Raw genomic sequence first — 23,023 nt, 5'->3', positions numbered from 1 at the left:
CCAGAAGGCCCGCGTCGAACGCGGGCCTTCTGGTGGATGCCGCTGGTGATCAGACCAGCGCGTCACCGACATGCAGGATCTTCATGCCGTTGGTGCCACCGATGGTGTGGTAGCTGTCGCCCTTGGTCAGGATGACCCAGTCGCCTTGCTGGACGAGGCCACGCTTGAGCAGTTCATCCACTGCAGCCTGGCTGACTTCGCCTGGTGGCAGGGCCGCCGGATCGAAGGGGATGGTGTACACGCCACGGAACATCGCCGAACGCGCCTGGGTGTCGCGGTGCGGGGAGAAGGAGTAGATCGGCACCGAGGAGCGGATGCGCGACATGATCAACGGCGTGTAGCCACTTTCGGTGAGGGCGATGATCGCCTTCACGCCTGGGAAGTGGTTGGCCGTGTACATGGCTGCCAGGGCGATGCTTTCGTCGCAGCGCTCGAAGGTTTTGCCGATACGGTGGCTGGAGCTCTTGCCGGTCGGGTGACGCTCGGCGCCGAGGCAGATGCGCGCCATGGCCTGCACGGCTTCCAGCGGGTAGGCGCCGGCGGCGCTTTCTGCCGAGAGCATGACCGCATCGGTGTAGTCGAGCACGGCGTTGGCCACGTCGGACACTTCCGCACGGGTCGGCATCGGGTTCTGGATCATCGACTCCATCATCTGGGTCGCAACGATCACTGCCTTGTTGTGGCGGCGTGCGTGCAGGATGATCTTCTTCTGAATGCCCACCAGCTCGGCGTCGCCGATTTCCACGCCCAGGTCGCCACGGGCAACCATCACCACGTCGCTGGCCTTGATCAGGCCGTCCAGGGTTTCGTCGTCCGCTACAGCTTCGGCGCGTTCGATCTTGGCGACCAGCCAGGCCTTGCCGCCGGACTCGTCACGCAGTTGACGGGCATATTCCATGTCCGCCGCGTCACGCGGAAAGGAAACGGCCAGGTAGTCCAGGTCCATTTCGGCAGCGAGCTTGATGTCGGCCTTGTCCTTTTCGGTCAGGGCTGGCGCGGTCAGGCCACCGCCGCGGCGGTTGATACCTTTGTGGTCGGACAGCGGACCACCGATCAGCACGACGCAGTTGAGGGTGTCAGCGGTGGTGGTTTCGACACGCATGACCACACGGCCATCGTCGAGCAGCAGTTCGTCACCGACGCCACAATCCTTGACCAGATCCGGGTAGTCGATACCCACGACTTCCTGGTTGCCATCGGTCAGCGGATGGCTGGTGGAAAAGGTGAAGCGATCACCGACCTTCAGCTCGATACGCTTGTTGGCGAACTTGGCGATACGGATCTTCGGCCCTTGCAGGTCGCCCAGCAGGGCGACGTGGCGACCGTGCTTGGCGGCGATGTCCCGCACCAGCTTGGCACGCGCCTTGTGATCTTCGGGCGAGCCGTGGGAGAAGTTCAGACGAGCGACATCCAGCCCTGCGAGAATCAGCTGTTCCAGCATTTCCGGTGAATTGCTGGCTGGGCCGAGGGTGGCGACGATTTTGGTGCGGCGAGCGGTCATGCGCGGACTCCTTAATTGAAGCAGACCGCGAGGCTACTACGCCGCAGCGCTGTAGTCATTGTTCCTCTGCACTACTTTTCGGCAGACAGCTTGACCACCAGCAGGTCGCAGTCCACCGATTCGAGCAGGCGCTCGGCGGTGTGGCCGATGAGAATGGTGTCCAGGCGGCCTCGGGCGATGGCACCCATCACCAGCAGGTCGATTTCGTGCTTGCGCACGAAGCGCGGCAGCATGTTTTCCGGCGCGCCTTCGAGCAGGTGGGCCGATTCCGGGGCGATGCCGTGCTGGCGGACCAGCTCGTCGAACGCCTTGTGGTGCTGCTGCGCGTCGTCACTGACGTACTGCTGGTAGGTGGCCAGCAACTCGGTATTGTTGAGCAGCGTACGTGGCATTGGCGCATGGCAGTGCACGATGTCGGCATGCAGGCCTAGCGCGGAGGAGAGCGCCAGGCTGGTGTCGATCAGGTGATGATCGAGTGCGGCGGGCTTGTCGTCCTTGTGCAGTGGATCGACGGCGGTGCACAGGTTGCGCCCGCGCCATTCGGCGTGATGCACCAGCCATAGCGGAAACGGGCAGTGGCGCATCAACTGCCAGCAACTGTCGGTCAGCAGCAGACGGCGCAGCAGGTTGTTGTGGGCGGCGGATTTGAGCACCAGATCCGGCTGCAGCTCGGCAGCCGCTTCGAGCACCGTTTCATGCAGGCGCTTGCCCCAGCGTACTTCCTGCTGCAGCGGCAGGCCTTCGTCACGCAACGGGGTGAGCAACTCCTCCAGCCATTTTCCTCGCTGCTCGAGCAGCGCGTCGCGAGCTCTGTTCTGCAGGCTGTTCTCGAGCAGGCTGCCATCCAGCGCGGCGCTATACTCCACCAGCAGCACATGCAGCCGAGCCTGAGTGCCACGGGCCAGCCAGACCGCACGCTCGAGGGCCGGGTGACTGGGTTGGCTGGCGTCGATCACGACCAGGAGCTTTTCGAGTTTCATGGGTCGACCTCGCAGGGTAATTAGGCAGCATTGCACCCCATCGTCCGATGAGGTGCCTTGACCTGAATCAGCTTAGAAGATCGAGCCCACTTGTCCGAGCCGTGCAGCGCGATAACGCAATGCAGCATGTTACCGCTGTTCAGTTTTCCGCGGCCTCGCCGATACGCTGCTCATTGGAGGAGAAACCCATGCGTATTCTGTTGCTGCTGTGCTGTGTTCTGGTCGTTGGCGGGTGTACCCGCATGTCCCTCGATCATCATCTGAACAAGGCCTATCAGGCCTACGATCTGGGCGAGTGCGAGGATGCGCTGCTCTATTTGTCGCAGGCCGAGCGCGCGAGTCGCTCGCGCAGCTACATCCAGCCGGAAATCTCCCTGCTGCGTGGCCAGTGCCTGGAGCGGCAGAACCTGTACATCGACGCGGCGCAGACCTACCAGTTCATCATTGGCCGCTATCCCACCAGTGAATACGCGTTCCGTGCCCGAGCACGGCTGGAAACCCTGCGCCAGCTCGGTCATCATGGTTTGCCGGAGCCCGCCAAGGTATCGCCTGCTCGAGCGCTTTGACGGCCCGAATATCGACTGGGGATTGTCGTGATGCGCATAGGTATCTGCCTGCTTCTTCTACTGCCCACGCTGGCGTTCGGGGAGGTTTATCGCTGGGTGGATGAGCGCGGGCAGGTGCATTACGGGCAGCAACCTCTGGCGGCGGATGCCGACGTGGTGGACGTCCGCCCGCAGGTGGTCGAGCGCGATGCCGCTACCCGGGAGCGCGAGCAGCGCAGCGAACGTTACTTTCAGGCCCGACGCGACGAGCAGGCTCAGGCCTCTCAAGCCCGCAAGCAACTGCAGGGCGAGAGGGCGAAAGAGTGCACGACGCTGCGTAACCGTCTGGCCTCGATGCCCGAGGGACGCCGCTACTACCGACCTGGCGACGATGGCGAGCGCCGCTATTACAGTGATCAGGAGCTGGATGCGGGGCGTGATTATCTGCGCAGCCAGTTATCCGAGCGGTGTAATTGAGGGCTGGTCAGCTCGCCGCACTGCCGCCATACTCAACCGACACTCATAGCGCTTCGCCATTATGAATGCCAATCGCCATATAGAACGGCACCAGCTGCCGTACTACCTCAACGTCTTCAATGCCTTTACCGACAAACCGATCGGTCATCTGGGCAATGTCTCGCTGGATGGCCTGATGTTGATCAGCCAGCTGCCGGTATTGGTGGGCGGCTGTTTCGACATGCGCCTGAAAATCCCCGGGCCGGATGCACTGCGGCACATCGACTTCAGTGCGACCTGCCTCTGGTGCCGCGAGGATGTCACGCCTGGCGGCTTCGATTCCGGGTTCGCGCTGACTGCACCGCCAGCGGAATACGTCGAGATGGTCGAGGCCTTGCGCTACTACTTCAGTTTCCATCCCCTCGCTGCGTCGGTTTGACCAGTGGCTGAACGCTTGCAGCAATTCTCTGTCTGTTCAATACAACGCGCAGAACCAGCACTGGCTGGCATGGCTCTGGTGCCGTTATTCAGCTTTTCTTCGTGCGTGTGTAAGTCTTTGCTTACACCGTCTGTAAGCATTAGTGGCGATTGGTTGTTGGAATGTGCCGCGCCACCCTATTAACTTGTTGATATAAATGATTTTTTAATTATTTGCGAATGGCTGGCTCAGCTAGGCGCGGCTTAAAGGTGCCGTTGTGATTGATACTAGGGCCGTTAATATCTGAACCGTGCTTAGGGAAAAGCGCAGGTCGTTAAGGAAAATGGCCAGGACATCGCGGGACGCGATTCATCAGGATGATGAGTTGGGAGTTTAAGGGAATAGGGACAAAAGAGTGGGCGGGTAAAACCGCCCCTTTTTTTCGCCTGCAGAAAAGTGCTCGGTCACTTACGCCGCTCTGCTGATAGCCGCGTTCTCCGAGCTCAGCGGCATTGTCGCGATGGCTGTCGCCGCAACGGTGAGCCATAAAAAATGCCGCGACCCTTTCAGGTAGCGGCATCTCTAGCGGCGGTCTGCACTGCCGAACCCCCGAAGCTTAGCGCTCCAGGTGCTGCAGCTTGTCTTTCACGCCATCCCACTCTTCGGCATCTGCCATCGCGTCTTTGCGCTCGGTGATGTTTGGCCAGACTTCCGCCAGTTCGGCGTTCAGCTCGATATATTCCTGCATGCCATCCGGTATCTCGTCTTCGGAGAAGATGGCCTGCGCCGGGCACTCAGGCTCGCAAAGCGCGCAGTCGATGCATTCATCCGGGTGGATCACCAGGAAGTTCGGGCCTTCGTAGAAGCAGTCCACCGGACAGACTTCCACGCAGTCGGTGTACTTGCACTTGATGCAGTTGTCGGTGACGACGAAGGTCATTTCTAGTTCTCTCCTCGGGCTACGGCAGCGAGCCACTCCTTGATTCAGCAGCTCTCAGGCTCGGGATTGGGGCTGTCAGACCAGGCTAAAGGCTGCAGCGCTTCCGGAGCGCGCGGGATTCTAACAGCTTGTTGGCTCCGGCGTTAGACTCGCGCTTTCCATGCATATAACAGTTCGAGCGCCTTGCGTGGGCTGAGATCGTCGGGATTGACCTTCTGCAGCTCTTCCAGCACGGGATGCGGCAGGCTGGAGAACAGATCGCTCTGCATCGGCGCGGCGCTTTGTCCCATGCCTTTGGTCGGCAGATCGTGGGGCAGGCTGGTGGTTTCCAGGCGAGCCAGATGCTCGCGGGCACGCAGGATCACGGTGTCCGGCACCCCTGCCAGTTGCGCGACCGCCAGACCGTAGCTCTGGCTGGCCGGGCCAGGCAGCACGTGGTGCAGGAAGACGATGCGTTCGTTGTGCTCGGTGGCATTGAGGTGCACGTTGGCGACCACCGGCTGGCTTTCCGGCAGTACGGTCAGCTCGAAATAGTGGGTGGCGAACAGCGTGTAGGCCCGCAGGTTGGCCAACTGCTCGGCAGCTGCCCAGGCCAGCGACAGGCCATCGAAGGTGCTGGTACCGCGCCCCACCTCGTCCATCAACACCAGGCTGCGTTCGCTGGCGTTGTGCAGGATGTTGGCGGTCTCGCTCATTTCCACCATGAAGGTCGAACGCCCGCCGGCCAAGTCATCGCTGGAGCCGATCCGGGTGAAGATACGGTCGACCATCGACAGTTCGCAACGCGCGGCTGGTACGAAGCTGCCGATATGGGCGAGCAGCACGATCAGCGCGGTCTGGCGCATGTAGGTGGACTTACCGCCCATGTTCGGGCCGGTGATGATCAGCATCCGCGTGGCATCATCGAGTTTCAGGTCGTTGGCCACGAACGGTGTGGTCAGAACCTGCTCCACCACCGGGTGGCGGCCTTGCTCGATCAACATGCACGGCTCTTCGACGAAGCGCGGGCGGTTGAGATCCAGATTCAGTGCGCGTTCGGCCAGGTTGCTCAGCACGTCCAGCTCTGCCAGTGCCGCAGCGCTGTCCTGCAGCGGGCCCAGGTGGCCGATCAGGCGCTCCAGGAGTTCCTCGTAGAGCTGCTTCTCGCGAGCCAGAGCTCGGCTCTTGGCGGACAGCGCCTTGTCCTCGAACTCCTTGAGCTCCGGGGTGATGAAGCGCTCGGCGCCCTTGAGGGTCTGGCGGCGGATATAGTCGGCCGGTGCCGACTCTGCCTGTTTGCTCGGCAGTTCGATGAAGTAGCCGTGCACGCGGTTGTAGCCGACCTTGAGGTTGGCCAGGCCGGTACGGGCTTTCTCCCGGGCTTCCAGATCCATCAGGTACTGGCCAGCGTTCTCGCTCAGTGACTGCAGGTCATCGAGTTCGGTGTCGTAGCCGGTTTTCAGCACGCCGCCATCACGGATCACCGCCGGCGGATTGTCGATGATCGCCCGCGACAGCAGCTCGGCCAGCTCCGGGTAGGTGCTGATGGTGGTTGCCAGTGTCGCCAGGTGCGCGCAATCCAGTTGAGTCATTGCCGCCTGCAACTGCGGTAATGCACCCAGGGCGTCGCGCAGGCGCGCCAGGTCACGGGGGCGGGCGTTGCGCAGGCCGATACGGGCCAGAATGCGCTCCAGATCACCGATTTCCTTGAGCTGCGGCTGCAGGGATTCGAAGCGATAGCGGTCCAGCAGGCAGGCGATCGACTCCTGGCGTGCTTCGAGCACGGCGCGGTCGCGCAGCGGACGATTCAGCCAGCGACCGAGCAGGCGGCTGCCCATGGCGGTCTGGCTGCGATCGACGACGGACTGCAGGGTATTGTCGCGGCCGCCGGCCAGGTTGATGTCCAGTTCCAGGTTGCGGCGGCTGGCACCGTCGAGAATCACCGTGTCGTCGATGCGCTCATGACGCAGGCTGCGCAAGTGCGGCAGGGCAGTGCGTTGCGTCTCCTTGGCATAAGCCAGCAGACAGCCGGCCGCACCGATGGCCAGGGTCAGCGTCTCGCAGCCGAAGCCCTTGAGATCCTGAGTGCCGAACTGTTGGCACAGGCTCTTCTGAGCGCTGTCACGCTCGAAATCCCAGGGTGCACGGCGACGCGATCCGCGGCGTTTCTCGGCCGGCAAGCCTTGCGGCCAGTCATCGGGGATCAGCAGCTCGGCAGGATTGAGGCGCTCGAGTTCGGCCAGCAGGTTTTCCCAGCCGCGGATTTCCATCACGCTGAAGCGCCCGCTGGTGATGTCCAGCACGGCCAGGCCGAACAGGCGCTCGTCACCGAGCACGGCGGCCAGCAGGTTGTCACGGTGCTCGTCTAGCAATGCCTCGTCGCTGACGGTGCCTGGGGTGATGATGCGCACCACCTGGCGTTCCACCGGGCCCTTGCTGGTGGCAGGATCACCGATCTGCTCGCAGATGACCACCGACTCACCCAGCTTGACCAGCTTGGCCAGGTAGCCCTCGGCGGCGTGGTAAGGAATGCCGCACATCGGTATCGCCTGGCCGGCGGACTGGCCGCGGGCGGTCAGGGTGATGTCGAGAAGCTTGGCGGCTTTCTTCGCGTCTTCGTAGAAGATTTCGTAGAAATCGCCCATGCGATAGAACATCAGCTGATCAGGGTGCTGGTTCTTCAGTCTCCAGTACTGCTGCATCATCGGGGTGTGGCTGGAGAGGTCGCTTTGGCTCATCGTGTCGAGTGTCCGGCTGATTAGCAAAAGCGCCTAGTGTACGGTATCGACCCCATCACCTTTAACCCCGGAGCGCAGATGAATTTCGATGATCAGCCCCTGAGCAGACTCGCCGCTCGGCTTGGCGAGGCACTGCTGGAACGTGGTGCTCAGGTCACCACTGCCGAATCCTGTACGGGGGGCGGTATTGCCGAAGCCATCACCCGCATCGCCGGCAGCTCGGCCTGGTTCGAAGCGGGTTACGTCACGTACTCCAACACCCAGAAGACCCGTCAACTCGGCGTGCCCGAGGCGCTCTTCAGCAGTGTGGGCGCGGTCAGCCGTGAAGTGGTCGAGGCCATGGTGCGTGGGGCTCAGACCCATAGTGGCGCGCGTTATGCCACGGCAGTCAGCGGTGTGGCGGGGCCCGCTGGTGGCAGCGCGGAGAAGCCGGTCGGCACGGTGTGGATCGCCTGGGCCGATGGCGGGCAGGTGTTCACCAGGCGTTTCCAGTTCCCCGGCTCCCGTGACGCGGTGCGCGCGCAGACCGTGGAAGCGGCCCTGCTCGGACTAATGCGACTACTGGTACAAGAAAATCCATCAGTGGGGTAGGCGAGTGACGAACCCTGTGGAATAATACTGGCTACTTATACAGTTATTGGCCGTCAGGCCCTTCTGATCACGTGAGGAATGTAATGGACGAGAACAAGAAGCGCGCTTTGTCGGCTGCACTGGGCCAGATCGAGAAGCAGTTCGGCAAAGGCGCGGTGATGCGCATGGGCGACCATGATCGTCAGGCGATTCCAGCCATTTCCACTGGCTCTCTGGGCCTGGACATCGCGCTGGGTATCGGTGGTCTGCCGAAAGGCCGCATCGTCGAAATCTACGGCCCGGAATCCTCGGGCAAGACCACCCTGACCTTGTCGGTCATCGCCGAAGCGCAGCGCATGGGCGCCACCTGTGCCTTCGTCGACGCCGAGCACGCACTGGACCCGGATTATGCCGGCAAGCTGGGCGTCAACGTCGACGACCTGCTGGTTTCGCAGCCGGATACTGGCGAACAGGCACTGGAAATCACCGACATGCTGGTGCGCTCCAACGCCATCGACGTGATCATCGTCGACTCCGTGGCGGCACTGGTACCGAAGGCCGAAATCGAAGGTGAGATGGGCGACATGCACGTCGGCCTGCAGGCTCGTCTGATGTCCCAGGCGCTGCGCAAAATCACCGGCAACATCAAGAACGCCAACTGCCTGGTCATCTTCATCAACCAGATCCGCATGAAGATCGGTGTGATGTTCGGTAGCCCGGAAACCACCACCGGTGGTAACGCCCTGAAGTTCTACGCTTCGGTTCGTCTGGATATCCGTCGCACCGGCGCCGTGAAGGAAGGCGACGAAGTGGTCGGTAGCGAAACCCGCGTCAAGGTGGTCAAGAACAAGGTGGCACCGCCATTCCGCCAGGCCGAGTTCCAGATCCTGTACGGCAAGGGCATTTACCGTAACGGCGAGATCATCGACCTGGGCGTACAGCAGGGTCTGGTCGAGAAAGCCGGTGCCTGGTACAGCTACCAGGGCAACAAGATCGGTCAGGGCAAGGCTAACGCCGCCAAGTACCTGGAAGACAACCCGGAAGTGGGCCGCGCCATCGAAGGCCTGATCCGCGAGAAGTTGCTCGTTGTCAGCCCTACCGTCAAAGCCAATTCGGGCGCTGAAGTCGACGCCGAAGTCGACCTCTGATTCCAGCTCGTGGCCGTGATACTGGATAACGTGCAAGCGGTGCGTCATAGCGCCATGGATCTGCTGGCGCGCCGTGAACACGGCCGGGTCGAGCTGTCGCGCAAACTGCGACAGCGCGGCGCCAGCGATGAGCATATCGAGGCCGCTCTCGACCGCTTGAGCGAAGAAGGGCTGCTTTGCGAGGCACGTTATCTGGAGAGCTTCATCAGTTATCGGGCGCGCTCGGGCTTTGGCCCGCAGCGCATTCGTGACGACCTTTCCCAGCGCGGCCTTGCCCGTGCCGATATCGAACAGGCACTGCGTGACAGCGGTATCGACTGGCGCGATGGCCTGCAACAAACCTGGCAACGCAAGTTTGCCGGGCAGCTACCGACCGATGCCCGTGAGCGGGCCAAGCAAATGCGTTTTCTGGTTTACCGCGGCTATCCAATGGATCTGGTCGGGCAACTGATGCGCGGTTCGCTCGACGACTGACAACGCTCGCCATTGGCAGGCAGCGGTGCTCGGATTTCGCATGGGAACCATCCAATCACTCCAATCGGTGGGCTGAAGCCCGCCACACTACCTGTGCGCACCCGCTGTAGGGTGGGCTTCAGCCCACCAGATTCATGCCCGCTTCCGCCACTCCCTCGCCATTGCGGCGGGAAATTCGTCGAAAAGACGACGAGCAGAAGGCTCTGAGCCGCCCTGCGCTCAGGTCAGCCAATTCTGGGGCAGGTTGATCACATCGAGCAATTCACGCAACCGCCCGGCGCTACGACCGCTGAACGCGAAGGTCAGTCTCGGTTTGTCGCGTAGTTGCGGCCCGTCCGTTTCCACGCTGCCACTGAGCTGCTGCTGTATATCGCCGCTCTTGCACAGATCGCTGAAGTGCAGATTCAGCTGCTCGAGGGCGCGATCCGTCAGTGGGTGGTGCATGCGAATAACGAACTGTTGCTTCAGCCAGCGGCTGGAGTGGAAGTTGGCGTAGAAGCGATCGATGGCCTCGGCAGCCTCGTCGACATCATGCACCAGCTGCATCAGGTTCATGTCACTGGCGAGTATGTAGCCGTTGCTGTCCAGATTCTGCTGGATGTAGTCGAGCAAGCCCTGCCAGAACGTGCCGCCGGGTTCGTCCAGCAGAATCACCGGTACCAGCGGGCTCTTGCCGGTCTGGATCAGGGTGATGACTTCCAGCGCTTCGTCGAGGGTGCCGAAGCCGCCGGGGCAGAGCACGAGGGCGTCGGCTTCCTTGACGAAGAACAGCTTGCGCAGAAAGAAGAAGTGAAACGACAGCAGGTTGTCGCTGCCTTGCATGGTCGCGTTTGCAGATTGCTCGAAGGGCAGGGTGATATTGAAACCCAGGCTGTTTTCACGGCCGGCACCTTCATGGGCCGCGGCCATGATGCCACCGCCTGCGCCGGTGATGATCATCAGGTCGTGGCGGGCCAGGGTCGCGCCCAGGTCGCGCGCCAGGGCGTATACCGGGTGGCCGGGCTGGGTCCGGGCAGAGCCGAACACGGTAACCTTGCGGCGATGCCGGAAGCGTTCCAGCACGCTGAAGGCACGCTCCATCTCACGCAGGGTCTGCAGCATGATCTTGGCGTCCCAGCGGTTGCGGTCGGCCTGGGCCATGCGGGCCACGGTGGCGAGCATTTCCCGGTACAGCGCGAGGTTGGGGCTGTCTGGTGGCGTTATTCGAGCGGCCAGCTCGTCGAGGCTGTCCGCCAGCTCGGTGCCGGTAGCTTGCGGTTGACGGGAAAGATGGGCGTTCGCGTGATCATCCATAGCGCTTCTCCTTTTCGTCAGCGCCCCCTTGGTTACCTGTGCCGAGGCGCCTCGAGATTTGTCACTGGGTACCTGGCTTACAGCCGGCAATCGGACTTGCTGAAGCGTTCGGTGGTGACTGGGCGATTGCTCTGGATTTCACTGAAGTCATAGCGCAGTACCGCTCCGCTGGCCAGCAGCTTGCGGAAGCCAGGGTTGGCGCACACGCTGTTGGCCAGCTGCGCGCGAACGGTGTCGGGGTTGCCGCGCATCTGCGAGGCGTGCCCCGGGCGAACGCTGAGGTGGTTGATCAGCTCGTTGCCCTGCACCGTATACCCCTGATCGAGGATGTCCTCGTTGATGGCGCGGGGCGTGCCGACGCTGCTTTCGCGAGCCACTTTTTCCAGCGTTTGCGTCAGCTCGTAGCCTTTTAGCGAAGCAGCATGCGCCGTCGGGACGAGAAGGCTGACGAGTAGGGCGGAAAGGGCGAAACGCTGCATGGCTGACTCCTGAAGACGGTAAGCGGTAATAGACCCGGCTCTTCTCTTTATGTTCGCTTTGGCGAGGTGCATCGACGGGCAATGGGTGGATGTTACCAATCCTGGGCGCTGCATGGAGATTGGTGATCTATCTTGCCGTCGAAGTCCAACGTGGTGCTGGCGCAATTGATAGACTACGCGCCCTTCGTTACGCGACTCCAGATGGCCATGCCCTTTTCTGCCTTCGATCCGCTGTTTTCTGCCCGTCCGGGCAAACGCTCATGAGCCACGCCGTTGCTGCACTGCGTGCCGCGCGCCTGGCGCGTAGCGTCAAGCCGTTCCTGGCCAGAGGTTCGCGGGCCGAGCGCTGCCCGGATTGTCGTCTGGCGCGCAGCCATTGCCTGTGTGCCTGGCGTCCACAGGTGTCGGCGAAGGCCGGGGTATGTCTGCTGATGCACGACGTCGAGGCGCTGAAACCGAGTAATACCGGCTGGCTGATCGCCGATGTGGTCGCGGATACCTCGGCCTTCGGCTGGTCGCGTACCGAGGTCGATCCGCTGCTGCCCGCGTTGCTGAGCGAGCCCCAGTGGCAGCCGTATCTGGTCTTTCCGGGCGAATATGCCGAGGCCGAGCGGGTGGTGAGCTCCGTGCAAGTGGGCGCGGGCAAGCGGCCGTTGTTCGTGATGCTCGATGCGACCTGGACCCAGGCACGCAAGATGTTTCGCAAAAGTCCGTATCTCGATACGTTGCCGGTACTCAGCCTGCAGCCGGAGGCCTTGTCACGCTATCGGCTGCGCCGCTCCAAGCGCGATGATCACCTGTGCACCGCCGAGGTTGCGGCGTTGTGCCTGGAACTGGCGGGCGATGAACACGCCGCCGACGCCCTGAATACCTATCTGGATGTATTCAGCGAGCATTATCTGGCATCCAAGGCACCCCGCGCCGTGGACCTGGAAAACGAGCTGCACCAGCGTCTCAAGGCCTTTCTGCAATAACGGAAGCGGACGGTTTCGGCCAGAGCTGAGCCAGCAACATGCCACCGAACATCAACGCACAACCGAAATAGCCCCGTGCCGACAGCGATTCTCCCAGCAGCAGGGCACCGGCGATGGCCGCGAACACGGCTTCCAGCGACAGGATGATCGCCGCATGGGAGGCAATCGCGTGTCTCTGCGCCACCACCTGCAGGGTGAAACCCACCGCCACGCCGAAGATGCCGCCATACAGAATCGCTGGCATGGCCTGGGCGATATCGGCGCCTGGCAGGTCTTCGAAGATCAGCGCCAGCGCCAGGCTGATCAGCGCGCAGGTGACGAACTGTACCAAGGCCAGGAGCAGCGCATCGTGACGTGTGGCGAAGAACCCCACCAACAGCACGTGCACCCCCCAGACGAATGCCCCAGCCAGTTGCAGCCAGTCCCCGGACGCGACCTGAAAGCCGTCACCGACGCTCAGCAGGAACATGCCGACCACTGCCAGCGAAGCGCCCAGCCAGATGCCCATGCCGGTCTTGTGGCCCAGCATCAGGCCGAGTAGCGGCACCACGATCACGTAGAGCCCGGTGATGAAGCCCGAGTTGGTGACGCTGGTGAACAGCAGGCCAACCTGCTGCAGGTTGATGCCCAGTGCCAGTACCGCGCCCATCAGGCAGCCGCCGAGTAGCAGCGGACGGCTCAAGGGCGACGCGGGCTGTTTGCTGCGCCGACGCAGCAGCATCAGCAATGGCAGTAGCACGACCACGGCCAGAGCGAAGCGCAGGCCGCTGTAGAGAAATGGGCCGATGGCATCCATACCCAGGCGCTGGGCCACGAACGAAGAGCCCCAGATCATGGCGGTCAGCAACATCAGCAGATCGGCACGCAGCGCTTGGTTGGGCATCGTCGGCATCCTGGCGAGAAGGGCGCAGACTTTGCCGCAAAGCTTCGCGCTTGACCACCCCGTCTGCGCTGGGCATTCTGGTGGGTGCCGTACGCCCCGCTGTAATCCGTGATACGGCCTGCCTATAAAAAGAACAGGATATGCCATGGTCGCTTACGAAATCCTGATAGCTGATGATCACCCCCTGTTTCGCAGCGCGCTGCAGCAAGCCCTGACAATGGGGCTTGGTGCTGGCGTGCGACTGGTCGAAGTGGCCAGCATCGCCGAGCTGGAAGCCCGGCTGGCGGAGAAGACCGATTGGGATCTGGTGCTGCTCGACCTCAACATGCCTGGTGCCTATGGGTTCTCCGGGCTGGTGCTGTTGCGCGGCCAGTACCCGCAGATTCCCGTGGTGATGATTTCCGCCCAGGAAGAGGCTGCCGTGGTGGTACGTTCCCGTGAGTTCGGCGCCAGCGGGTTCATTCCCAAATCCAGCTCGCTGGAAGTGATCCAGCAAGCCGTACGCCAGGTGCTCGACGGTGAAGTCTGGTGGCCACCGCAGAGCGATGAGGCCATCAGCCTGTCGTCCGAAGCCAGGGCGGCCAGCGCGGGGCTGGCCAGCCTGACGCCACAGCAGTTTCGCGTGCTGACCATGGTTTGCGAAGGCCTGCTGAACAAGCAGATCGCTTATGAACTGAGTGTTTCCGAAGCCACGGTGAAAGCACACGTCACGGCGATCTTCCGCAAGCTCGGCGTGCGCACCCGCACCCAGGCGGCACTGCTGCTGCAGCAACTGGAGTCTGTGCCCGCCGCCTGAGCAGGTGCTTGGGCAACCGATTGTGCGGGATTTTTTTCGGCCTCTGGCGTACCCTGCCGGCCTTTTCCTGTCGCGGTTCGCTGTCATGTCGCCATTCAAAGGACAAACCGGGTTAAAGCGTATTCTCAATGCCGCCGGCTATTCGCTGGATGGCCTGCGCGCCGCCTTCGTCGGCGAAGCGGCGTTCCGCCAATTGGTATTGCTCAACGTCGTGCTGATTCCGCTGGCACTGCTGCTCGACGTCAGCCGTGGCGAACGCGCCCTGATGGTCGCCGCCTGCCTGTTGGCGCTGATCGTCGAGCTGCTCAACTCCGCCGTCGAAGCGGCCATCGACCGCATTTCCCTCGACCTGCATCCCTTGTCGAAGAGCGCCAAGGACATGGGCAGCGCCGCGCAACTGGTGTCACTGACGCTGATCGCCAGCGTCTGGGGCATCATCCTGCTGGGCTAGCGCACCTCGGGCAGCACGATCTCGTCGCTGCGGCGGATACCTGCCGTCAGCGCCCGACACATGTCGAGAAATTCGCGCATGGCTGCGGTCTGGTATTTCTGCCGATGCCAGATGAAATAGAACTGCCGGCGCAGATCCAGATCCGGGGTCTCCACTGGCACCAGGCTGCCGCGGCGGAAGGCGTCGCGCAGTGCCAGGCGCGAGATGCAGCTGATGCCCAGGCCCGACTCCACGGCACGCTTGATCGCCTCGGTGTGTTCCAGCTCCAGGCGAATGTTCAGGGCGTCGGAGTGGTGACGCATGGCCTGGTCGAAGGTCAGGCGGGTGCCGGAACCCTGTTCGCGGAGAATCCAGGCTTCGCCGCTCAGCTCCCGGATGCTCGCGTGGCCTCGCTGCGCAAGGGGATGCTGAGGGGCACAGAACACCACCAACTCATCTTCAACCCAGCTCTGCACCTCGATATCCGGATGGTTGCAGTCCCCTTCGATCAGACCCAGATCAATTTCATAATGCGCGACCTGTTGCACGATATGCGCAGTGTTCTGGACGTGGAGTTTCACCTGGCTTTCCGGGTGGACCTTCATGAAGCCGCCGATCAGCAAGGTCGCCAGGTAGTTACCGATGGTCAGGGTCGCGCCCACTGCCAGTGAGCCGAAACCGGATTTGCCGTTGAGCAGGTCTTCGATTTCCTTGGCCTGATCCAGCAGTGCCACGGCCTGCGGAAGCAACTGGCGGCCCAGGGCGTTGAGGCTCAGGCGCTTGCCGGCCCGGTCGAACAGCTGGCAGCTCGATTGCCGCTCCAGCTCGGTAATCGAGGTGCTGGCTGCCGACTGGGAAAGGGCGAGGAGGGTAGCGGCTCTGGATACGCTCTCCTGCTGGGCGACGGCGACGAACACTTGAAGTTGACGGAGAGTAAATCGCATATCTATATAACCGATAACCTATATCTTGATAATTCATTTAACAGATATTGTGGCCGCGATTAGAATGCCGCGCAATTGCGCTTAAGAATCAGCGCGTCTGAAGTTTTTAGGAGCCCGTACATGAGCAACATGAACCACGAACGCGTTCTCAGTGTTCACCACTGGAATGACACGCTGTTCAGCTTCAAGTGCACCCGCGATCCGGGTCTGCGCTTCGAGAATGGCCAGTTCGTGATGATCGGCCTGCAGCAGGAAAACGGCCGCCCGCTCATGCGCGCATATTCCATCGCCAGCCCGAATTGGGAAGAGCACCTGGAGTTCTTCAGCATCAAGGTGCCGGATGGTCCGCTGACCTCGCAGTTGCAGCACCTCAAGGAAGGCGACGAAGTCATCATCAGCAAGAAGCCCACCGGTACGCTGGTGCTGGATGACCTGAACCCTGGCAAGCATCTGTACCTGCTCAGCACCGGCACGGGTCTGGCGCCCTTCATGAGCGTGATCCAGGATCCGGAAACCTATGAGCGCTTCGAGAAGGTGATCCTGGTTCACGGTGTTCGCTACGTCAACGAGGTGGCCTACCGTGAGTTCATCACCGAGCACCTGCCGCAGAACGAGTTCTTCGGTGATGCGCTGAAGGAAAAGCTGATCTATTACCCGACCGTGACCCGTGAGCCGTTCGAGAATCAGGGGCGTCTGACCGACCTGATGCGCAGTGGCAAACTGTTCGCGGACATCGGCCTGCCGCCGATCAACCCACAGGACGACCGTGCGATGATCTGCGGCAGCCCCAGCATGCTCGACGAGACCAGCGAAGTGCTCGACAGCTTCGGCCTGAAGATCTCCGCGCGCATGCGTGAGCCGGGTGACTATCTGATCGAGCGCGCCTTCGTCGAGAAGTGAGTTAGGAGTAGCTGCGCGTCGGCCCTGCGGCGTTGAAAGCAAACTCAAAATGCTCATGTACAGAAGTACAGTCGCCCGCGACCCCGGCCGCTTTTTCGTTTGCTTTTGTGGGGGCGCCTAGCCCTTGCATGGCTCTAGCTCGCAAGCTCCTCGATTCAGTATCAAAAAATCCGGAGCGCCTAAGGCGTTCCGGATTTTTTATGCCTCTAATATTTAATTCGAGCACAAAAAAACGGGAGCCTTGGCTCCCGTTCTTGTTTGCAGCTGACCTTTACTCTTCCATCTGCGACTGCAGATAGTTCTGCAGACCAACGGCCTTGATCAGGCTGAGTTGGGTTTCGAGCCAGTCGATGTGCTCTTCCTCGGACTCGAGGATGTCTTCGAGCAGTTCACGGCTGGCATAGTCGCCCACGCTCTCGCAGTAGGCGATGGCCGCTTTCAGGTCGATGTGCGCCTTGTGCTCGATCCGCAGGTCGCATTCGAGCATTTCCTGAGTGTTTTCGCCGATCAGGATCTTGCCCAGGTCTTGCAGGTTCGGCAGGCCTTCGAGGAACAGGATGCGCTTGATCAGCTTGTCCGCGTGTTTCATCTCGTCGATGGACTCGTGGTACTCGTGCTTGCCCAGCTTGGTCAGGCCCCAGTCTTCATACATGCGAGCGTGAAGGAAGTACTGGTTGATCGCTACCAGCTCGTTGCCAAGGATCTTGTTCAAATGCTGGATAACTGTCTTGTCGCCTTTCATGGTGGAGCCCGTCCTGCCTGGAAATGAGTAACCGATGGCGAATTCTGGGCTTGCAAAATAAGACTGTCAAACGTAAGTTATTGAAATATAAGTGAAAATAAATATAAATACGAATGTTTAAGTTATGCGTCTTGGCGCTAACTCATTGAATTATGGGCATAAAAAAACCGGATACGAGATCCGGTTCTTCGAAAAACGGCCTATTTAGGCGGCAACAAAATTTCCTGGGTAGGTCATCGCCACCTGACTTTGTTGCACTTCGCCCAGTGTTTCGCGAACGACCTGCTTGGCCAAGCACGCACATTTGCCACATTGACTGGCAACGCCCAACGTTTCACGGACTTCACGGTAGCTGCAGCAACCTTCATAGATTGCTTCGCGGATCTGACCGTCGGTGACACCTTCGCAGAGGCAGACGTACATGGCTTGGCCCGTCGTTTGGCTGAGACTGATGGCGAAGGATACTAATGTTAATGAGAATGCGTGTCAAAGATAAACCGACTCTTGATTGGCTCACATCGGTAACTTTGGATGAGCGGCAGTCTCGCGAGGCCCAGAATCCGTATGCGTGGTTTTCGGATCGGTCTGAGGGCCAATAAAAAACCGGCACGAGGCCGGTTTTTCATTCGCAGGCAGGGCTCAATCGATCTGCGTGCACAGTCCTTCATCGAGGCCGAGCATGATATTGAGGTTCTGCACCGCAGCACCCGAGGCGCCCTTGCCGAGGTTATCGAGCTTGGCTACCAGCAGGGCCTGCTTGCCGCCGCTCGCACCATACACCTGCAACTCGGCGCGATTGCTACCGTTCAGGCCGTGGGGCGTGATGAACGGCGCCGAATCGGCAGGGATCTCGTTGTAGGGCAGAACCTGCACGAACTGCTCGCCCCGGTAATAATCGCTCAGGGCTTTTTGCAGCTCGACGCCGTTACTGCCTTGCAGAGGGATCATCACCAGCATGCCTTGGTCGTAACTACCGACCGCTGGCTGGAAGATGGGGCGTGCCTGCAGGCCGCTCCAGTGCTGGATCTCCGGAATGTGCTTGTGATCGAAGCCCAGGCCGTAGGCCGCGTAGACCGGCGCACCTTCCTGCTCATAGCGTTCGACCATCTTGGTACCGCCACCGGTGTAGCCGGATACGGCGTTGATGCACAGTTCGCGATCGGAGCCGAGCAGGCCCGCTTCGATGAGCGGGCGCAGCAGCAGAATGGCGCCGGTGGCGTAGCAGCCAGGGTTGCTCACGGCGGCGGCCTTGGCGATGGCCTCGCGTTGGCCCTTGGCCAGTTCGGCCATGCCGAACACCCAGTCACTGGCGGTGCGGTGTGCAGAACTGGCATCGAGCACCCGGCAGCCGACTTCACGAGCTTGAGCAGCCGTTTCTTTAGCCGCATCGTCAGGCAGGCACAGCACGGTCACGTCGACCGAACGCATCAGCTCGAGCTTGGCCTCTACGTCACGGCGTTTGTCGTGGTCAATGGTGACCACTTCGATCTGCGGGTGGTTGGCCAGCCGCTGGCGAATCTGCAGGCCTGTGGTGCCGGCCTGCCCATCGATGAAGATCTGATATTTTTTCATGGCACTCACTCGTCGAAATCTTCCCAGCCGCCCATTTCCTTCCAGCGATTGACGATGCCGCAGAACAGCTCGGCGGTCTTCTCGGTGTCATAGCGGGCGGAGTGGGCTTCACGGCCGTCGAACTCGATGCCGGCGGCCTGGCACGCCTTGGCCAGCACGGTCTGCCCGTAGGCGAGGCCGGCGAGGCTGGCGGTGTCGAAGCTGGAGAAGGGGTGGAAGGGATTGCGCTTGAGGTCACAGCGAGCGACCGCGGCATTCAGGAAGCCCAGGTCGAAGCTGCTGTTGTGGCCGACCAGAATGGCGCGCTTGCAGCCATTGGCCTTCAGGGATTTGCGCAGGCCGCGGAAAATCTCGGTCAGCGCGTGCTCTTCGCTCACCGCCATGCGCAGCGGGTGATCGAGCTTGATGCCGGTGAACTCCAGGGCCGCCTGTTCGATATTGGCGCCTTCGAACGGCTCGACCCGGAAGAAATGCGTGTGATCCGGATACAGGTAGCCGCTCTCGTCCATGCCGATGGTGGTGGCCGCGATCTCCAGCAGGGCATCGGTGGCGCTGTTGAAGCCGCCGGTCTCGACATCCACCACGACCGGCAGGTAGCCGCGAAAGCGCGCTGCCATGGGATGGCGCGGGCCGCTGCTGCTCGGCTGATCCTGGTCGTCTTCGTACTGTTCTTCGCTCATTGCCCTGCCTCCAGCAGACGCCAGCGCAGCGATTCGCCCGCGCGCAAGGGGATTACCGTCTGCTCGCCGAATGGCAGGCTGGCCGGTGCGTTCCACGACTCACGCACCAGGGTGATGGTGTCGGTATTGCGTGGTAGAGCGTAGAAGTCCGGGCCGAAGTGGCTGGCGAAGGCTTCCAGTTTGTCCAGCGCGCCACGCTGCTCGAAGGCCTCGGCATACAGCTCGATGGCCGCATAGGCGGTGTAGCAGCCAGCGCAGCCGCAGGCGTTTTCCTTGGCGTGCTGCGCATGGGGGGCCGAGTCGGTACCCAGGAAGAACTTCGGATTGCCGCTGGTGGCTGCATCGAGCAGCGCTTCCTGGTGCGTGTTGCGCTTGAGGATCGGCAGGCAATAGAAGTGCGGACGAATGCCGCCGACCAGCATGTGGTTGCGGTTGTACAGCAGGTGCTGGGGGGTAATGGTGGCGCCGACGTTGGCCGGTGCTTCCTTGACGAACTGGGCGGCATCACCGGTGGTGATGTGCTCGAATACCACTTTCAAGGTCGGGAAGCGTTCCACCAGACGACGCATGTGTTCGTCGATGAAGGCTTTTTCGCGATCGAAGACGTCGATCTCGGCGCGGGTGACCTCGCCGTGTACCAGCAGCGGCATGCCGGTTTCTGCCAGGGCCTCGAGGGCGCCTGTGATGTTGTCCAGGCTGGTCACGCCAGAGTCGGAGTTGGTGGTCGCCCCGGCTGGGTACATCTTCGCGGCATAGACGATGCCGCTGGCCTTGGCTGCGCGGATGTCGTCACCGCTGGTGCGATCGGTGAGATACAGCACCATCAACGGCTCGAACTGGCTGCCGGCTGGCCGCGCGTCGAGGATGCGCTGGCGGTAGCCAACGGCCTCGCTGGCGTTGCGCACCGGCGGCACCAGGTTGGGCATGATGATCGCGCGGGCGAAGGTACGGGCGACATCGGCCACGGTGTGCGGCAGTACCGCGCCATCGCGCAGGTGAATGTGCCAGTCGTCAGGACGCAGCAGGGTGATGCGGTCGGTCATTGAGGCTTCCAGGCGGGGGCGAAACATGCCCGGAATGCTACCGGAAAAGGCCGGCGGGGGCACGCCGCAGATAGGCCATCGCACGGCTCAAGTTTTCCCCGCCTGCACCGATACCCACAGGGAACGTTGTGTTTTCTTGTGGAGCTCGCTGTGCGCCAGCCTCTTTTCCTCATCGTCGGATTGCTCGCCGGCGCAGGCTTGAGTCTGCCTGCGGCCGCGATCAGCTTCCAGACTCGTCTGGAAAAGGTCGAATGGCAGGTGGCCGGCGACCAGTTCGAGTGTCGCCTGACGCAACCGATCACCGATTTCGGTTCGGGACAGTTCGTGCGCCGCGCTGGTGAGCAGGCGACCTTTCGCCTGCAGCCTCGGGAGCGCTGGCTGGGCAGGGGCTCGGCGACGCTGCTGGCGGCAGCCGCGCCCTGGCAGCCGGGGCGCGGCGACATCAACCTCGGTGTGGTCAGTGTCGGCAGCGGCGAAGTGCCGTTCAACAGCAGCCAGGAGCAGGCCGGGCGTTTGCTGACCGGTCTGCTGGAAGGGCGCAGCCCGCTGGTGCGCCATCGCAGCTCGATGGGCGGCGATCTCGAAGTGCGGATGCTGCCGGTGCGTTTTCGCAAGGCCTACGAGGATTACCTGAACTGCACCGCCAAGCTGCTACCGGTCAACTTCGACCAGGTCCGGCAGTCCACCATCGGCTTCCCGGGCGGCGGGGCAGAGCTCGACCCCATGGCCAAGGCCAGGCTGGAGATCATTCTCGATTTCATGAAGGCCGACCCGACGGTCAACCGCATCGAGCTGGACGGTCACTCCGACAACAGCGGCAACCGCCTGACCAACCGTGACCTGTCGCGCCGCCGTGCGTTGGCGGTGATGGAGTACTTCAAGGCCCAGGGCATCCCCGAAGAGCGCATCGTCATGCGCTTCCACGGCGAGCGTTATCCGCTGGCGCCCAACACCACTGCCGCCAACCGGGAAAGGAACCGCAGGGTTTCCATAAAGCTGGAAAAAGTGCCCGAAGCCCCCGTGCAGCCTGTCGAACAAGCTGCTCCACCGGTGCCTTCCACGCCTGCCGCCACCTCCTGATCCTGTCGCTTCAATGCCATGGCCTGTCGCACCCCTGTAAATCGCGGGCCATGGGCAGTAGAATCACGGGCTTTCCGAACAACCCGTGGAGTGGATGGCATGGCGGACGTCAAAAAGGTAGTTCTGGCCTATTCCGGTGGCCTGGACACCTCGGTGATCCTCAAGTGGCTGCAAGATACCTATAACTGTGAAGTGGTGACCTTCACCGCCGATCTCGGTCAGGGCGAAGAGGTCGAGCCGGCCCGCGCCAAGGCCAAGGCAATGGGCGTCAAGGAAATCTACATCGATGACCTGCGCGAAGAGTTCGTTCGCGACTTCGTCTACCCGATGTTCCGCGCCAACACCGTTTACGAAGGCGAGTACCTGCTGGGTACCTCCATCGCTCGCCCGCTGATCGCCAAGCGCCTGATCGAAATCGCCAACGAGACCGGTGCCGACGCCATCTCCCATGGCGCGACCGGCAAGGGCAACGACCAGGTTCGCTTCGAACTGGGTGCCTATGCCCTCAAGCCTGGTGTCAAAGTCATCGCTCCCTGGCGCGAGTGGGACCTGCTGTCCCGCGAGAAGCTGATGGACTACGCCGAGAAGCATGCGATCCCGATCGAGCGTCACGGCAAGAAGAAATCGCCGTACTCCATGGATGCCAACCTGCTGCACATCTCCTATGAAGGCGGCGTGCTGGAAGACACCTGGACCGAGCACGAAGAAGACATGTGGCGCTGGACCAAGTCGCCTGAAGCGGCTCCGGATACCCCGACCTACATCGAGCTGACCTACAAGGCCGGCGACATCGTCGCCATCGACGGCAAGGCGCTGAGCCCGGCTACCGTGCTGGCCGAACTGAACCGCATCGGCGGCGAGAACGGCATCGGCCGTCTGGACATCGTCGAGAACCGTTACGTGGGCATGAAGTCCCGTGGCTGCTACGAGACCCCGGGCGGCACCATCATGCTCAAGGCGCATCGCGCCATCGAGTCGATCACCCTGGACCGCGAAGTCGCTCACCTGAAAGACGAGCTGATGCCGAAGTACGCCAGCCTGATCTACAACGGTTTCTGGTGGAGCCCGGAGCGCCTGATGCTGCAACAGATGATCGACGCTTCCCAGGCCAACGTGAATGGTGTGGTGCGTCTGAAACTGTACAAGGGCAACGTCATCGTCACTGGCCGTCAATCCGACGACTCGCTGTTCGATGCCAACATCGCCACCTTCGAAGAAGACGGCGGTGCCTACAACCAGGCCGACGCGGCGGGCTTCATCAAGCTCAATGCGCTGCGCCTGCGCATCGCTGCTGGCAAGGATCGCAAGCTGCTGTAAGGCAGCGGCGTTCCAGCCCCCATCCACACCGGGCCCTGCATTGCTCAGGGTCCCGGTGTGCGATTCTCCGTAAGCATCACCCACGACGTATCAACCGGCTCCCTTGGCGATCTCGCTGCAGGGCGGTTTTGCTGTGGGCGT

The 23,023-nt window shown here is 61.8% G+C and carries 25 protein-coding genes; 12 read left to right on the top strand and 13 right to left on the bottom strand.

Annotated features, from left to right (window positions below; all coding sequences use genetic code 11):
- Window positions 1-49: 49 nt before the first annotated feature.
- Both pyk and FHR27_RS13660 read right to left on the bottom strand, forming a co-directional pair.
- Entirely contained in the window at window positions 50-1,501 is a 1,452-nt protein-coding gene (gene pyk, locus FHR27_RS13665; protein WP_042552057.1) for a pyruvate kinase, read from the bottom strand.
- 71 nt (window positions 1,502-1,572) lie between these two features.
- Complete coding sequence (locus FHR27_RS13660; RefSeq protein ID WP_179538823.1) at window positions 1,573-2,481, bottom strand: universal stress protein; 909 nt, start codon at window positions 2,479-2,481, stop codon at window positions 1,573-1,575.
- Between the two features lie 188 nt (window positions 2,482-2,669).
- Between FHR27_RS13660 and FHR27_RS13655 the strand changes: the two genes are divergently transcribed.
- From FHR27_RS13655 to FHR27_RS13645, 3 genes are all read left to right on the top strand, one after another.
- Complete coding sequence (locus FHR27_RS13655; protein WP_042552055.1) at window positions 2,670-3,047, top strand: tetratricopeptide repeat protein; 378 nt, start codon at window positions 2,670-2,672, stop codon at window positions 3,045-3,047.
- Between the two features lie 30 nt (window positions 3,048-3,077).
- The gene (locus FHR27_RS13650; RefSeq protein ID WP_042552054.1) at window positions 3,078-3,503 is read left to right on the top strand and encodes a DUF4124 domain-containing protein; all 426 of its coding nucleotides are present in this window, start codon (window positions 3,078-3,080) and stop codon (window positions 3,501-3,503) included.
- A 61-nt stretch (window positions 3,504-3,564) separates the two neighbouring features.
- Window positions 3,565-3,921 (top strand): PilZ domain-containing protein, encoded by a 357-nt coding sequence (locus FHR27_RS13645; RefSeq protein WP_042552053.1) that lies wholly within the window; start codon window positions 3,565-3,567, stop codon window positions 3,919-3,921.
- Window positions 3,922-4,516: 595 nt separating this feature from the next.
- On the opposite strand, the gene fdxA is transcribed toward FHR27_RS13645, so the two are convergent.
- Window positions 4,517-4,840 (bottom strand): ferredoxin FdxA, encoded by a 324-nt coding sequence (gene fdxA, locus FHR27_RS13640; protein ID WP_042552052.1) that lies wholly within the window; start codon window positions 4,838-4,840, stop codon window positions 4,517-4,519.
- A gap of 143 nt (window positions 4,841-4,983) precedes the next feature.
- The gene (mutS, locus tag FHR27_RS13635) at window positions 4,984-7,557 is read right to left on the bottom strand and encodes a DNA mismatch repair protein MutS (protein WP_042552051.1); all 2,574 of its coding nucleotides are present in this window, start codon (window positions 7,555-7,557) and stop codon (window positions 4,984-4,986) included.
- A gap of 78 nt (window positions 7,558-7,635) precedes the next feature.
- On the opposite strand from mutS, the gene FHR27_RS13630 reads away from it, so the two are divergent.
- The 3 genes from FHR27_RS13630 to recX all read left to right on the top strand — a co-directional run bounded on the left by FHR27_RS13630 (window position 7,636) and on the right by recX (window position 9,749).
- Window positions 7,636-8,148 (top strand): CinA family protein, encoded by a 513-nt coding sequence (locus FHR27_RS13630; RefSeq protein WP_179538822.1) that lies wholly within the window; start codon window positions 7,636-7,638, stop codon window positions 8,146-8,148.
- An 83-nt stretch (window positions 8,149-8,231) separates the two neighbouring features.
- A complete protein-coding gene (gene recA, locus FHR27_RS13625; protein WP_042552049.1) occupies window positions 8,232-9,275 on the top strand; it encodes a recombinase RecA in 1,044 nt (347 codons plus the stop codon).
- Window positions 9,276-9,284: 9 nt separating this feature from the next.
- The gene (gene recX, locus FHR27_RS13620) at window positions 9,285-9,749 is read left to right on the top strand and encodes a recombination regulator RecX (RefSeq protein ID WP_179538821.1); all 465 of its coding nucleotides are present in this window, start codon (window positions 9,285-9,287) and stop codon (window positions 9,747-9,749) included.
- Between the two features lie 219 nt (window positions 9,750-9,968).
- Here the strand turns inward: recX and FHR27_RS13615 are convergent, their stop codons facing one another.
- Window positions 9,969-11,042 carry an LOG family protein gene (locus tag FHR27_RS13615; RefSeq protein WP_179538820.1) on the bottom strand — a complete coding sequence of 358 codons (1,074 nt, stop codon included), beginning with the start codon at window positions 11,040-11,042 and terminating at the stop codon, window positions 9,969-9,971.
- A gap of 77 nt (window positions 11,043-11,119) precedes the next feature.
- Window positions 11,120-11,521, bottom strand: coding sequence for a quorum-sensing-regulated virulence factor family protein (locus tag FHR27_RS13610; protein WP_042552046.1), 402 nt, complete (start codon window positions 11,519-11,521; stop codon window positions 11,120-11,122).
- A 260-nt stretch (window positions 11,522-11,781) separates the two neighbouring features.
- On the opposite strand from FHR27_RS13610, the gene FHR27_RS13605 reads away from it, so the two are divergent.
- Complete coding sequence (locus FHR27_RS13605) at window positions 11,782-12,495, top strand: tRNA-uridine aminocarboxypropyltransferase (RefSeq protein ID WP_179538819.1); 714 nt, start codon at window positions 11,782-11,784, stop codon at window positions 12,493-12,495.
- Here FHR27_RS13605 and FHR27_RS13600 read toward each other — a convergent pair.
- Window positions 12,476-13,378, bottom strand: a complete 903-nt coding sequence (locus FHR27_RS13600) for a DMT family transporter (RefSeq protein ID WP_179538818.1) — start codon at window positions 13,376-13,378, stop codon at window positions 12,476-12,478. The genes FHR27_RS13605 and FHR27_RS13600 overlap by 20 nt on opposite strands.
- 145 nt (window positions 13,379-13,523) lie before the next feature.
- On the opposite strand from FHR27_RS13600, the gene erdR reads away from it, so the two are divergent.
- Window positions 13,524-14,174: a response regulator transcription factor ErdR gene (gene erdR / locus FHR27_RS13595; protein WP_179538817.1), complete on the top strand. Its 651-nt coding sequence runs from the start codon at window positions 13,524-13,526 to the stop codon at window positions 14,172-14,174.
- An 85-nt stretch (window positions 14,175-14,259) separates the two neighbouring features.
- The gene (locus tag FHR27_RS13590) at window positions 14,260-14,625 is read left to right on the top strand and encodes a diacylglycerol kinase (protein ID WP_042552042.1); all 366 of its coding nucleotides are present in this window, start codon (window positions 14,260-14,262) and stop codon (window positions 14,623-14,625) included.
- Here the strand turns inward: FHR27_RS13590 and FHR27_RS13585 are convergent.
- A complete protein-coding gene (locus FHR27_RS13585) occupies window positions 14,622-15,548 on the bottom strand; it encodes a LysR family transcriptional regulator (protein ID WP_042552041.1) in 927 nt (308 codons plus the stop codon). The two genes, FHR27_RS13590 and FHR27_RS13585, sit on opposite strands and share 4 nt — an antisense overlap.
- A gap of 120 nt (window positions 15,549-15,668) precedes the next feature.
- Between FHR27_RS13585 and fpr the strand changes: the two genes are divergently transcribed.
- Window positions 15,669-16,448 (top strand): ferredoxin-NADP reductase, encoded by a 780-nt coding sequence (gene fpr, locus FHR27_RS13580; RefSeq protein ID WP_042552040.1) that lies wholly within the window; start codon window positions 15,669-15,671, stop codon window positions 16,446-16,448.
- Window positions 16,449-16,719: 271 nt separating this feature from the next.
- On the opposite strand, the gene bfr is transcribed toward fpr, so the two are convergent.
- The 5 genes from bfr to pyrC form a co-directional block, all read right to left on the bottom strand.
- Window positions 16,720-17,190: a bacterioferritin gene (bfr, locus tag FHR27_RS13575; protein WP_042552039.1), complete on the bottom strand. Its 471-nt coding sequence runs from the start codon at window positions 17,188-17,190 to the stop codon at window positions 16,720-16,722.
- 204 nt (window positions 17,191-17,394) lie between these two features.
- Window positions 17,395-17,613, bottom strand: a complete 219-nt coding sequence (locus FHR27_RS13570) for a bacterioferritin-associated ferredoxin (RefSeq protein ID WP_042552038.1) — start codon at window positions 17,611-17,613, stop codon at window positions 17,395-17,397.
- Between the two features lie 216 nt (window positions 17,614-17,829).
- Window positions 17,830-18,762 carry an N-acetyl-gamma-glutamyl-phosphate reductase gene (gene argC, locus FHR27_RS13565; RefSeq protein WP_042552037.1) on the bottom strand — a complete coding sequence of 311 codons (933 nt, stop codon included), beginning with the start codon at window positions 18,760-18,762 and terminating at the stop codon, window positions 17,830-17,832.
- Window positions 18,763-18,767: 5 nt separating this feature from the next.
- Window positions 18,768-19,442 (bottom strand): ribonuclease T, encoded by a 675-nt coding sequence (gene rnt, locus FHR27_RS13560; RefSeq protein WP_042552036.1) that lies wholly within the window; start codon window positions 19,440-19,442, stop codon window positions 18,768-18,770.
- Complete coding sequence (gene pyrC / locus FHR27_RS13555) at window positions 19,439-20,485, bottom strand: dihydroorotase (RefSeq protein WP_179538816.1); 1,047 nt, start codon at window positions 20,483-20,485, stop codon at window positions 19,439-19,441. Before pyrC ends, rnt begins: the two co-directional genes overlap by 4 nt.
- A 150-nt stretch (window positions 20,486-20,635) precedes the next feature.
- Here pyrC and FHR27_RS13550 point away from each other — a divergent pair, with 150 nt between their 5' ends.
- Complete coding sequence (locus tag FHR27_RS13550) at window positions 20,636-21,565, top strand: flagellar protein MotY (protein WP_179538815.1); 930 nt, start codon at window positions 20,636-20,638, stop codon at window positions 21,563-21,565.
- Between the two features lie 99 nt (window positions 21,566-21,664).
- Window positions 21,665-22,882: an argininosuccinate synthase gene (locus FHR27_RS13545; protein WP_042552033.1), complete on the top strand. Its 1,218-nt coding sequence runs from the start codon at window positions 21,665-21,667 to the stop codon at window positions 22,880-22,882.
- Window positions 22,883-23,023 lie beyond the last annotated feature (141 nt).

The sequence above is a fragment of the Pseudomonas flavescens genome, from assembly GCF_013408425.1.
GTDB classification, from domain to species: domain Bacteria; phylum Pseudomonadota; class Gammaproteobacteria; order Pseudomonadales; family Pseudomonadaceae; genus Aquipseudomonas; species Aquipseudomonas fulva_A.
Note: the sequence above shows the minus strand (reverse complement) of the source record. Positions and strands in the feature narration are given on the sequence as shown.

Coding starts and splice junctions, on each gene's coding strand:
- pyrC (WP_179538816.1), bottom strand. CDS start 20,485: ATGACCGACCGCATCACCCTGCTGCGTCCTGACGACTGGCACATTCAC.
- rnt (WP_042552036.1), bottom strand. CDS start 19,442: ATGAGCGAAGAACAGTACGAAGACGACCAGGATCAGCCGAGCAGCAGC.
- FHR27_RS13615 (WP_179538820.1), bottom strand. CDS start 11,042: ATGGATGATCACGCGAACGCCCATCTTTCCCGTCAACCGCAAGCTACC.
- pyk (WP_042552057.1), bottom strand. CDS start 1,501: ATGACCGCTCGCCGCACCAAAATCGTCGCCACCCTCGGCCCAGCCAGC.
- FHR27_RS13645 (WP_042552053.1), top strand. CDS start 3,565: ATGAATGCCAATCGCCATATAGAACGGCACCAGCTGCCGTACTACCTC.
- FHR27_RS13545 (WP_042552033.1), top strand. CDS start 21,665: ATGGCGGACGTCAAAAAGGTAGTTCTGGCCTATTCCGGTGGCCTGGAC.
- FHR27_RS13660 (WP_179538823.1), bottom strand. CDS start 2,481: ATGAAACTCGAAAAGCTCCTGGTCGTGATCGACGCCAGCCAACCCAGT.
- FHR27_RS13630 (WP_179538822.1), top strand. CDS start 7,636: ATGAATTTCGATGATCAGCCCCTGAGCAGACTCGCCGCTCGGCTTGGC.
- bfr (WP_042552039.1), bottom strand. CDS start 17,190: ATGAAAGGCGACAAGACAGTTATCCAGCATTTGAACAAGATCCTTGGC.
- recA (WP_042552049.1), top strand. CDS start 8,232: ATGGACGAGAACAAGAAGCGCGCTTTGTCGGCTGCACTGGGCCAGATC.
- FHR27_RS13605 (WP_179538819.1), top strand. CDS start 11,782: ATGAGCCACGCCGTTGCTGCACTGCGTGCCGCGCGCCTGGCGCGTAGC.
- FHR27_RS13590 (WP_042552042.1), top strand. CDS start 14,260: ATGTCGCCATTCAAAGGACAAACCGGGTTAAAGCGTATTCTCAATGCC.
- FHR27_RS13570 (WP_042552038.1), bottom strand. CDS start 17,613: ATGTACGTCTGCCTCTGCGAAGGTGTCACCGACGGTCAGATCCGCGAA.
- FHR27_RS13600 (WP_179538818.1), bottom strand. CDS start 13,378: ATGCCCAACCAAGCGCTGCGTGCCGATCTGCTGATGTTGCTGACCGCC.
- fdxA (WP_042552052.1), bottom strand. CDS start 4,840: ATGACCTTCGTCGTCACCGACAACTGCATCAAGTGCAAGTACACCGAC.
- FHR27_RS13585 (WP_042552041.1), bottom strand. CDS start 15,548: ATGCGATTTACTCTCCGTCAACTTCAAGTGTTCGTCGCCGTCGCCCAG.
- fpr (WP_042552040.1), top strand. CDS start 15,669: ATGAGCAACATGAACCACGAACGCGTTCTCAGTGTTCACCACTGGAAT.
- FHR27_RS13650 (WP_042552054.1), top strand. CDS start 3,078: ATGCGCATAGGTATCTGCCTGCTTCTTCTACTGCCCACGCTGGCGTTC.
- FHR27_RS13610 (WP_042552046.1), bottom strand. CDS start 11,521: ATGCAGCGTTTCGCCCTTTCCGCCCTACTCGTCAGCCTTCTCGTCCCG.
- erdR (WP_179538817.1), top strand. CDS start 13,524: ATGGTCGCTTACGAAATCCTGATAGCTGATGATCACCCCCTGTTTCGC.
- argC (WP_042552037.1), bottom strand. CDS start 18,762: ATGAAAAAATATCAGATCTTCATCGATGGGCAGGCCGGCACCACAGGC.
- mutS (WP_042552051.1), bottom strand. CDS start 7,557: ATGAGCCAAAGCGACCTCTCCAGCCACACCCCGATGATGCAGCAGTAC.
- FHR27_RS13655 (WP_042552055.1), top strand. CDS start 2,670: ATGCGTATTCTGTTGCTGCTGTGCTGTGTTCTGGTCGTTGGCGGGTGT.